Consider the following 11,410-nt stretch of genomic DNA (forward strand, 5'->3'; position numbering starts at 1 on the left):
CGCACGCGAGAATCGTATCACATATTTACTTAAATAAACCCCTGTGAACCAGTCATAACGATGTAAACTAAAAGTATTAAATCATTTCAGTTGTGGATGATTTTGGAATAAAGTTAACACTTCCAAAGTGTTGTGATGTGACTTTAGTTCAAGATTTATGTTGTTGCTAGATGAGACAGCATAAGCGGTACGTCTGTGATGTAAAGATTTAAACATGTTTTTAACTAAAGTTAGCGTTTATCTGAACTGATTTTGTGGCGAAGGAAGAGTGTCAATTATCAATACACTCAAAAGTATTAGGGTCTGAGGCTTTATATGGGAATTCATGCTTTGTTGTCTTTAACAAATCTAGCAGCAAATCAGCTGCTCGTGATTGATAAAAACGGAAATATCGCGATCATCAACGCAGGAGAGGCGGTTCCTGAAGGTGCGATTATCCTCGACCCGAATAGTAACAATTTGATGCCTGAGCAGGAGCCACTGCCCGTAGCACAACTGGTGGATGCTGAGGGTAACGTCCAGCCGATCACCGACGATATAGAGCAGATTTTAGCCGCATTAGAAGAAGACGCAGACCCGACTGCACTAGATGATCTCGCCCCAGCAGCAGGTGGCCTTCAAGGGTCATCCATCACGGGTAGCGCCTCCATTGAGCGTGATGGTGTTGAAACCATCGCGTCAACACAATTTGATACATCCGGCTTCGAAGCCATTGGCCTATCAAGAACGCAAAGCTTGAGTTTGCTGAACCTACTGCAAGCTCCTACGGCTCCAATTACCCCTATTCCACCAGTTGATCCAGAAGAGCCTGTCTCTCCCATTGTAATTAGCAGTATTACAGGCGATAACGCAGCCGAAGGTAGCAACAATACCTTTTCCGTGAGCCTATCAGGTACTACTGCCGCGGAAACTACAATTGTGCTGACACTGGCTGGTGACACTGCGACCAAAGGTGTCGATTTCAATGGTACGTCAGTTATTGTCGTTATTAATGGTGTGAGCCAGACAGTGCCAGTTAATGAAGATGGCACCTTCCAAGTAACAGTGCCGACCAATACAAACAGCTTTAGCGTTCAAGTCTCTACCATAGATGACAATATCTACGAAGGAAATGAGACCTTCACCCTAAGTGGTGCGGGCACAAATAGCATAGTCACAGGTACAGCGACCATCACTGATGATGGCAGCAACGGCGGCACAGACGATCGCCCAGCGGTATCGGGCATCAGCAGCCCAACCGTATCAGAAGGGGAAAGCGCCACGTTTGACGTTAGTCTGAGCAATGCGAGCACGATAGCGACCACCGTCACTTTGACATTGGCGGGTGGCAGCGCGACTGCAGGCACAGACTTCACTAGTAGCGAAGTGACCATCACTTATCAAGATGGCACCACACAAACCGTGGCCGTCAATGGTGATGGTACCTTCGAAGTGGCGATCCCAGCTGGTGATACTACGTTCAGCATCTCGGTTCAAACCACCGATGATAATGTTTTTGAAGGCGATGAAAGCTTTGCATTGAGTGGCAAGACCGCGACGCAAGAGACGGCGATTACCGGCACGGCGACCATCACAGACGAAGCGACGCCGAGCCCCGAAGACACGGTGACGGTGACGTTAACTGGCCCAGACAGCATCGTTGAAGGCGAAACGAGCGGCGAGTACACCGTGACATTGAGTGACGCGGCGCCAGAAGGCACGATGATCACCTTAAGCTACAGCTACACCACGGCGTCGGGCGACGACATTGTAGAGACTGCGCAAGCGGTGGTGGGCGCCGACGGCAAGACGGCGACCTTCACCATCGCGACGGTGGATGACAAGTTAGCGGAAGGCAGCGAAGCGTTCACAGTGAGCGTGAGTGACGTGCAAACGCCAGAGGGCGAGGCGGTGTTCGAGGCGCTGAACCTTGACAACGCGAGCAAGCAGACCACCATCACCGACGAGACGACAACCGACCCAACGGATCCAAACCCGAGAGACACGGTGTTTGCGCAAATCAGCGTAGACCAAGCGAGCGTGACGGAAGGTGGCGAACTGACGTACACCATTACGTTAGTGGACAAAGACGGCAACGCGGTGAGCGTGCCAGCGGGTCAATCGGTGGAAGTGGCTCTGAACTGGAGTGGCGCAGCGGCAGGCGGCGCGGACACCAGTGCGTTGCCAAGCAGCGTAACGGTGATGGGCGGCAGCAGCAACGCCAGCTTTAAGGTGCAGACAACCGACGATGCGTTGAATGAAGGCAGCGAAGCGCTGAACGTTCAAGTGACGGGCGTGACCGACACCAACAACAGCTTCGAGCACGTGGCGGCGGCGACAGGCAACGCTGGACAAGCGAGCAGTGTGATCACCGACGAGACGACAACCGACCCAACGGATCCAAACCCGAGAGACACGGTGTTTGCGCAAATCAGCGTAGACCAAGCGAGCGTGACGGAAGGTGGCGAACTGACGTACACCATTACGTTAGTGGACAAAGACGGCAACGCGGTGAGCGTGCCAGCGGGTCAATCGGTGGAAGTGGCTCTGAACTGGAGTGGCGCAGCGGCAGGCGGCGCGGACACCAGTGCGTTGCCAAGCAGCGTAACGGTGATGGGCGGCAGCAGCAACGCCAGCTTTAAGGTGCAGACAACCGACGATGCGTTGAATGAAGGCAGCGAAGCGCTGAACGTTCAAGTGACGGGCGTGACCGACACCAACAACAGCTTCGAGCACGTGGCGGCGGCGACAGGCAACGCTGGACAAGCGAGCAGTGTGATCACCGACGAGACGACAACCGACCCAACGGATCCAAACCCGAGAGACACGGTGTTTGCGCAAATCAGCGTAGACCAAGCGAGCGTGACGGAAGGTGGCGAACTGACGTACACCATTACGTTAGTGGACAAAGACGGCAACGCGGTGAGCGTGCCAGCGGGTCAATCGGTGGAAGTGGCTCTGAACTGGAGTGGCGCAGCGGCAGGCGGCGCGGACACCAGTGCGTTGCCAAGCAGCGTAACGGTGATGGGCGGCAGCAGCAACGCCAGCTTTAAGGTGCAGACAACCGACGATGCGTTGAATGAAGGCAGCGAAGCGCTGAACGTTCAAGTGACGGGCGTGACCGACACCAACAACAGCTTCGAGCACGTGGCGGCGGCGACAGGCAACGCTGGACAAGCGAGCAGTGTGATCACCGACGAGACGACAACCGACCCAACGGATCCAAACCCGAGAGACACGGTGTTTGCGCAAATCAGCGTAGACCAAGCGAGCGTGACGGAAGGTGGCGAACTGACGTACACCATTACGTTAGTGGACAAAGACGGCAACGCGGTGAGCGTGCCAGCGGGTCAATCGGTGGAAGTGGCTCTGAACTGGAGTGGCGCAGCGGCAGGCGGCGCGGACACCAGTGCGTTGCCAAGCAGCGTAACGGTGATGGGCGGCAGCAGCAACGCCAGCTTTAAGGTGCAGACAACCGACGATGCGTTGAATGAAGGCAGCGAAGCGCTGAACGTTCAAGTGACGGGCGTGACCGACACCAACAACAGCTTCGAGCACGTGGCGGCGGCGACAGGCAACGCTGGACAAGCGAGCAGTGTGATCACCGACGAGACGACAACCGACCCAACGGATCCAAACCCGAGAGACACGGTGTTTGCGCAAATCAGCGTAGACCAAGCGAGCGTGACGGAAGGTGGCGAACTGACGTACACCATTACGTTAGTGGACAAAGACGGCAACGCGGTGAGCGTGCCAGCGGGTCAATCGGTGGAAGTGGCTCTGAACTGGAGTGGCGCAGCGGCAGGCGGCGCGGACACCAGTGCGTTGCCAAGCAGCGTAACGGTGATGGGCGGCAGCAGCAACGCCAGCTTTAAGGTGCAGACAACCGACGATGCGTTGAATGAAGGCAGCGAAGCGCTGAACGTTCAAGTGACGGGCGTGACCGACACCAACAACAGCTTCGAGCACGTGGCGGCGGCGACAGGCAACGCTGGACAAGCGAGCAGTGTGATCACCGACGAGACGACAACCGACCCAACGGATCCAAACCCGAGAGACACGGTGTTTGCGCAAATCAGCGTAGACCAAGCGAGCGTGACGGAAGGTGGCGAACTGACGTACACCATTACGTTAGTGGACAAAGACGGCAACGCGGTGAGCGTGCCAGCGGGTCAATCGGTGGAAGTGGCTCTGAACTGGAGTGGCGCAGCGGCAGGCGGCGCGGACACCAGTGCGTTGCCAAGCAGCGTAACGGTGATGGGCGGCAGCAGCAACGCCAGCTTTAAGGTGCAGACAACCGACGATGCGTTGAATGAAGGCAGCGAAGCGCTGAACGTTCAAGTGACGGGCGTGACCGACATCAACAACAGCTTCGAGCACGTGGCGGCGGCGACAGGCAACGCTGGACAAGCGAGCAGTGTGATCACCGACGAGACGACAACCGACCCAACGGATCCAAACCCGAGAGACACGGTGTTTGCGCAAATCAGCGTAGACCAAGCGAGCGTGACGGAAGGTGGCGAACTGACGTACACCATTACGTTAGTGGACAAAGACGGCAACGCGGTGAGCGTGCCAGCGGGTCAATCGGTGGAAGTGGCTCTGAACTGGAGTGGCGCAGCGGCAGGCGGCGCGGACACCAGTGCGTTGCCAAGCAGCGTAACGGTGATGGGCGGCAGCAGCAACGCCAGCTTTAAGGTGCAGACAACCGACGATGCGTTGAATGAAGGCAGCGAAGCGCTGAACGTTCAAGTGACGGGCGTGACCGACATCAACAACAGCTTCGAGCACGTGGCGGCGGCGACAGGCAACGCTGGACAAGCGAGCAGTGTGATCACCGACGAGACGACAACCGACCCAACGGATCCAAACCCGAGAGACACGGTGTTTGCGCAAATCAGCGTAGACCAAGCGAGCTTGACGGAAGGTGGCGAACTGACGTACACCATTACGTTAGTGGACAAAGACGGCAACGCGGTGAGCGTGCCAGCGGGTCAATCGGTGGAAGTGGCTCTGAACTGGAGTGGCGCAGCGGCAGGCGGCGCGGACACCAGTGCGTTGCCAAGCAGCGTAACGGTGATGGGCGGCAGCAACAACGCCAGCTTTAAGGTGCAGACAACCGACGATGCGTTGAATGAAGGCAGCGAAGCGCTGAACGTTCAAGTGACGGGCGTGACCGACACCAACAACAGCTTCGAGCACGTGGCGGCGGCGACAGGCAACGCTGGACAAGCGAGCAGTGTGATCACCGACGAGACGACAACCGACCCAACGGATCCAAACCCGAGAGACACGGTGTTTGCGCAAATCAGCGTAGACCAAGCGAGCGTGACGGAAGGTGGCGAACTGACGTACACCATTACGTTAGTGGACAAAGACGGCAACGCGGTGAGCGTGCCAGCGGGTCAATCGGTGGAAGTGGCTCTGAACTGGAGTGGCGCAGCGGCAGGCGGCGCGGACACCAGTGCGTTGCCAAGCAGCGTAACGGTGATGGGCGGCAGCAACAACGCCAGCTTTAAGGTGCAGACAACCGACGATGCGTTGAATGAAGGCAGCGAAGCGCTGAACGTTCAAGTGACGGGCGTGACCGACACCAACAACAGCTTCGAGCACGTGGCGGCGGCGACAGGCAACGCTGGACAAGCGAGCAGTGTGATCACCGACGAGACGACAACCGACCCAACGGATCCAAACCCGAGAGACACGGTGTTTGCGCAAATCAGCGTAGACCAAGCGAGCGTGACGGAAGGTGGCGAACTGACGTACACCATTACGTTAGTGGACAAAGACGGCAACGCGGTGAGCGTGCCAGCGGGTCAATCGGTGGAAGTGGCTCTGAACTGGAGTGGCGCAGCGGCAGGCGGCGCGGACACCAGTGCGTTGCCAAGCAGCGTAACGGTGATGGGCGGCAGCAGCAACGCCAGCTTTAAGGTGCAGACAACCGACGATGCGTTGAATGAAGGCAGCGAAGCGCTGAACGTTCAAGTGACGGGCGTGACCGACACCAACAACAGCTTCGAGCACGTGGCGGCGGCGACAGGCAACGCTGGACAAGCGAGCAGTGTGATCACCGACGAGACGACAACCGACCCAACGGATCCAAACCCGAGAGACACGGTGTTTGCGCAAATCAGCGTAGACCAAGCGAGCGTGACGGAAGGTGGCGAACTGACGTACACCATTACGTTAGTGGACAAAGACGGCAACGCGGTGAGCGTGCCAGCGGGTCAATCGGTGGAAGTGGCTCTGAACTGGAGTGGCGCAGCGGCAGGCGGCGCGGACACCAGTGCGTTGCCAAGCAGCGTAACGGTGATGGGCGGCAGCAGCAACGCCAGCTTTAAGGTGCAGACAACCGACGATGCGTTGAATGAAGGCAGCGAAGCGCTGAACGTTCAAGTGACGGGCGTGACCGACACCAACAACAGCTTCGAGCACGTGGCGGCGGCGACAGGCAACGCTGGACAAGCGAGCAGTGTGATCACCGACGAGACGACAACCGACCCAACGGATCCAAACCCGAGAGACACGGTGTTTGCGCAAATCAGCGTAGACCAAGCGAGCGTGACGGAAGGTGGCGAACTGACGTACACCATTACGTTAGTGGACAAAGACGGCAACGCGGTGAGCGTGCCAGCGGGTCAATCGGTGGAAGTGGCTCTGAACTGGAGTGGCGCAGCGGCAGGCGGCGCGGACACCAGTGCGTTGCCAAGCAGCGTAACGGTGATGGGCGGCAGCAGCAACGCCAGCTTTAAGGTGCAGACAACCGACGATGCGTTGAATGAAGGCAGCGAAGCGCTGAACGTTCAAGTGACGGGCGTGACCGACATCAACAACAGCTTCGAGCACGTGGCGGCGGCGACAGGCAACGCTGGACAAGCGAGCAGTGTGATCACCGACGAGACGACAACCGACCCAACGGATCCAAACCCGAGAGACACGGTGTTTGCGCAAATCAGCGTAGACCAAGCGAGCGTGACGGAAGGTGGCGAACTGACGTACACCATTACGTTAGTGGACAAAGACGGCAACGCGGTGAGCGTGCCAGCGGGTCAATCGGTGGAAGTGGCTCTGAACTGGAGTGGCGCAGCGGCAGGCGGCGCGGACACCAGTGCGTTGCCAAGCAGCGTAACGGTGATGGGCGGCAGCAACAACGCCAGCTTTAAGGTGCAGACAACCGACGATGCGTTGAATGAAGGCAGCGAAGCGCTGAACGTTCAAGTGACGGGCGTGACCGACACCAACAACAGCTTCGAGCACGTGGCGGCGGCGACAGGCAACGCTGGACAAGCGAGCAGTGTGATCACCGACGAGACGACAACCGACCCAACGGATCCAAACCCGAGAGACACGGTGGCGGTGACGTTAACTGGCCCAGACCGTATCGTTGAAGGCGAAACGAGCGGTGAGTACACCGTGACGTTGAGTGATGCGGCGCCAGAGGGCACGGTGATCACCTTAAGCTACAGCTACACCACGGCGTCGGGGGGTGACATTGTGGAGACTGCGCAAGCGGTGGTGGGCGCCGACGGCAAGACGGCGACCTTCACCATCGCGACGGTGGACGACAAGTTGGCGGAAGGCAGCGAAGCGTTCACAGTGGGCGTGAGTGACGTGCAAACGCCAGAGGGCGAGGCGGTGTTCGAGGCGCTGAACCTTGACAGCGCGACCAAGCAGACGACCATTATCGACAACGACGTCCCACCAACGGTCTCTATTAGCTCTAAAGCTGTAGTGTCAGAGGAAGGCCTAGATCTCGGACTTAAAGATGAACAAGGATCTCCAGATACCACAAATAGTGCTGCTGCTTCTGGCATGATTACTATAGGCGATGTTGATAGTGACGCGGTAACTGTAACGTTATCTGGTCCAAATGGCATTACATCTGGAGGTGAGAATGTGGGATGGGCATGGAATGAAAGTTCTCATACGTTGATTGGTTTCACTGGCTCAGTAGCTGCTGGTAACTATCAAGCTGTGATGGAAGTTGTCCTCACCCCGCCAAATGACAGTACGAAGGGCGATTGGGGCTATGAAGTTAAATTGTTAGAGCCTATCGATCACCCTACAAAAGATGTAGAAGATGCCCTTAGCTTTGATATCACAGTTTCGGTCTCTGACGGTCAAACTACAACGGATACTAAACTCAATGTCACGATCGAAGACGATGCGCCAATTGCCGTTGAGATGGAGCCTGTATCTTTAACAGTTGCAGATATCCCTGATGTTTTGGTAGGTAAATTCAATTTAACCAATTACAGCGGTAACAAATCTTCTATTGATGGCGGTAAGTTTACGATCACCGCAAAAGGTTTTGAATCTGCGAACTCTTCTAAACTGGTTGATGCATATGTCAATGGTGGTTCTGAGGGGCTAGGTGTAAGTAGCAATAGCTCGCCTTATCATAATCTTGAAAATGAAGTTGATTTCCGTAAGTTTGCTGATGGAACAACCGCTTCTGAAGAGATCATAGTTAAACTCGATCCCAATACCGTTGCTTATGGCGCTAAGATTGAATTTAGCAAAATGTTCGGTGGGGAACGTGAGAGTGGAGTCGTTGAATTCTGGCGTGATGGTAAGCTTGTAGCGACTCAAGTGTTTACTTCTGAAGAAACCAGCGGTAATTACGCTAAGAATTTCTCAGTACAACAAGGTGGCTTTGATACGATGGTAATCAAAGCTACAGATAATGGTAAGCCCTTTACTCATAAGGATAACAGTGACTTTACTGTTAAAAGTATTGAGTTTATCGGCTCCGATTCACCCGCAGTAATTGCTTACGGCTCTGGTACCGTTATCCCTCAGTGGGGGGCTGATGGTCCTGGAACACTGAAACTTATTGGATTAAATGAATCAACGACTTTAGAGACAGCCAACGGATCACCCGTTAATGTGGTTGCAGAAAGCGCGAACACTATAGTGGGTAAAGATGCCAATAATAACTTGGTGTTTAAACTTGAGTTCACTCCGGCAACCGGTAAGTGGGAGTTTTATCAGTATCAAAATATGAAATCGCCAATAGGTGATGCAGATATTGACTTTAAAGTACAAGTCACAGATGCGGATGGAGACAGCGCACAACTTGGTTTTGCTGTTAAGCCGATGTCTCCACCAGTGATCGGTGAGCTGACACTTAATATGTCAGAAGAGGGATTACAAGGCGGTATTGCTGATGGTTCGTCAATATCAAATTCCCAAGATACGACAAACAATACTAGTGCAGATGGTCAACTGAATTTGTCTAACGTTGCTCAGTTATCGATGGGAATACCCACTGGTAACTATACGTCGAATGGAGCCGCAATCAGTTGGGTATTATCTGCGGATAAACAAACGCTCACTGGGTCTGCGGGAGGTAATAAAGTCGTTGAATTTACTTTAGATAACCAAGGTAAAGTGCACAGTACCCTCCACTCTCCAATTGATCATACCAATAAGTCGGGTGAGGATAGCTTGGCTATCAATATCCCACTTGAGGCGAAAAACGCTGCAGGTGCGATTGGAACAGGCAAAGTCACTGTTGTTATTGAAGATGATGCACCTGTTGCGAAAGAAGTGTTCCACGTTGCAGAGTCTGAGCTAAAACAAGGTGCCAATGTTCAATTGATTCTAGACATTTCTGGCTCAATGGATACCAGTGCAGGAAATGGCAAGAGTCGTCTGGATGTGATGAAAGAATCAGCTAAACAGCTGTTAGAACAATACCAAGCGATGGGACAAACCAAAGTTCAATTGATTGTTTTCCACAGTGAAGCAGAAGTTAAATCACAAGGTAATTCAGTCTGGATGACTGTTGAACAGGCAATAAATCATATTAATGAGCTATCTACTAAAGGAACTACTGATTACGATCACGCAATTGAGTTAGCAGAAGACAATTGGTCAGGTCTCAATACCGGTGGATTACTAAGAGGAGCTACTAATGTTAGCTATTTCCTCTCTGACGGCGAACCTTATGGTGATGATGACGGTAATTCAAACGCTATCAATAGAAATGAGCTAAAGAGTTGGATAAAACATCTAGAAACTCAGGAGATCACTGCGCTCGCTTATGGTATGGGTAATGATGTTCCTCAAGGTGAGCTGGACAAGGTAGCTTACGATGGCTATCTAAAGTCCGATACCAATGCCGTTGTAGTACCTGATGTTAATAAGTTGCCTCCAATTCTATTGCAATCAGTCATTCAACCGATTGGCGGTAATTTGATCAATTCTGGTGATGGCTATGGTATTGGTGCGGATGGTGGCGTAATTAGTACAATCACTATCCAGGGTATTACGTATTCATTTGATGGTCATTCGGTTAGCACATCAGGTCAGCCAACGTCACTCAAGTATGATTTTGACGCCTTGGCTAAAACGTTATCAATTTATATTGATAATAAGCATTCGTTGATTGTTGATTTGGATGATGGTAACTATCAGTTCTTTGGCGCGTCTGTAACGCCTGCGATTAAGCTTGAGTTCGGTTATACCCTAAAAGACAACGATGGGGATGTCAGTTCCAACACCATGACTTTTGTGGTAGGGCACGATGTGAAGTCTTCGGGGGATATTATTGATGATGTTCGCCTAGACTTTGCTGGTACCAGTTACGAAAAGCTTTTATGGTCACAAGCTCCAGCAGGAAAAGACAATGCGCTTGTTAAAGAACATCAAGATGGCGTTGTTGTTGATGTTGGCGCTGGCGGTGACAGTGTCTACTTGGGCAAAGGTGATGACATTATTTTCCTCGGAGATAGCCATGCGTTGCTTGATAACAACGCCAACTCTCAGATCAATATCGACAACGCCCAAGCTAAACTTGAACTCTTTATGAACGGCCCGGATAGCACTATTTTACTGAATCCTGACCAAGGTGAAGATAGTGCGCTGAGTACAGCCGCGTTTAGCACGGCTCACATTGATATTGCTCACGGTGGTGGAGGTGATGACCGAATTTACGGACAAGGTGGTGTTGACCTGATGTTTGGCGGATCTGGTAATGACCAGCTTTATGGTGGTGAGGGTAACGATGGTCTGCGTGGGGGTACAGGAAACGATACTCTTGATGGTGGCGCAGGCAACGACATTCTCATCGGTGGCTTTGGCAATGACATCCTAACTGGTGGCTCAGGTGACGATCTTTTTAAATGGGTTGATGGCGATTTAGATAATAGTAAAGATAGGATTACCGACTTTACGATTGGCCAAGACAAGATCGATTTAAGCGATTTGTTCTCTGATGAAACCAGAACGTTAGATCAACTGCTTAATAGCAATGTTATTGAGATTACTGATAAAGGACAAAACTCGGAAATCGTTATTAATAAGGGACCTACAGAGCATGTCACAATCCAGCTCGATGGAGTAACCGCGGGTGATTTACTCTCCAAATTGGAAAACATAATCCAGATAAAAGATTAGCCACGCTTAAATAAAAATCCCGCCGACT

The 11,410-nt window shown here is 53.0% G+C and carries 1 protein-coding gene; it reads left to right on the forward strand.

The annotated features are described in order from the left end of the window. Nucleotides 1-315: 315 nt before the first annotated feature. Nucleotides 316-11,382, forward strand: coding sequence for a Calx-beta domain-containing protein (locus F0316_RS19855; protein WP_233447424.1), 11,067 nt, complete (start codon nt 316-318; stop codon nt 11,380-11,382). Nucleotides 11,383-11,410 lie beyond the last annotated feature (28 nt).

Origin of the sequence: Vibrio cholerae (genome assembly GCF_008369605.1) — a bacterium.
GTDB lineage: Bacteria > Pseudomonadota > Gammaproteobacteria > Enterobacterales > Vibrionaceae > Vibrio > Vibrio cholerae.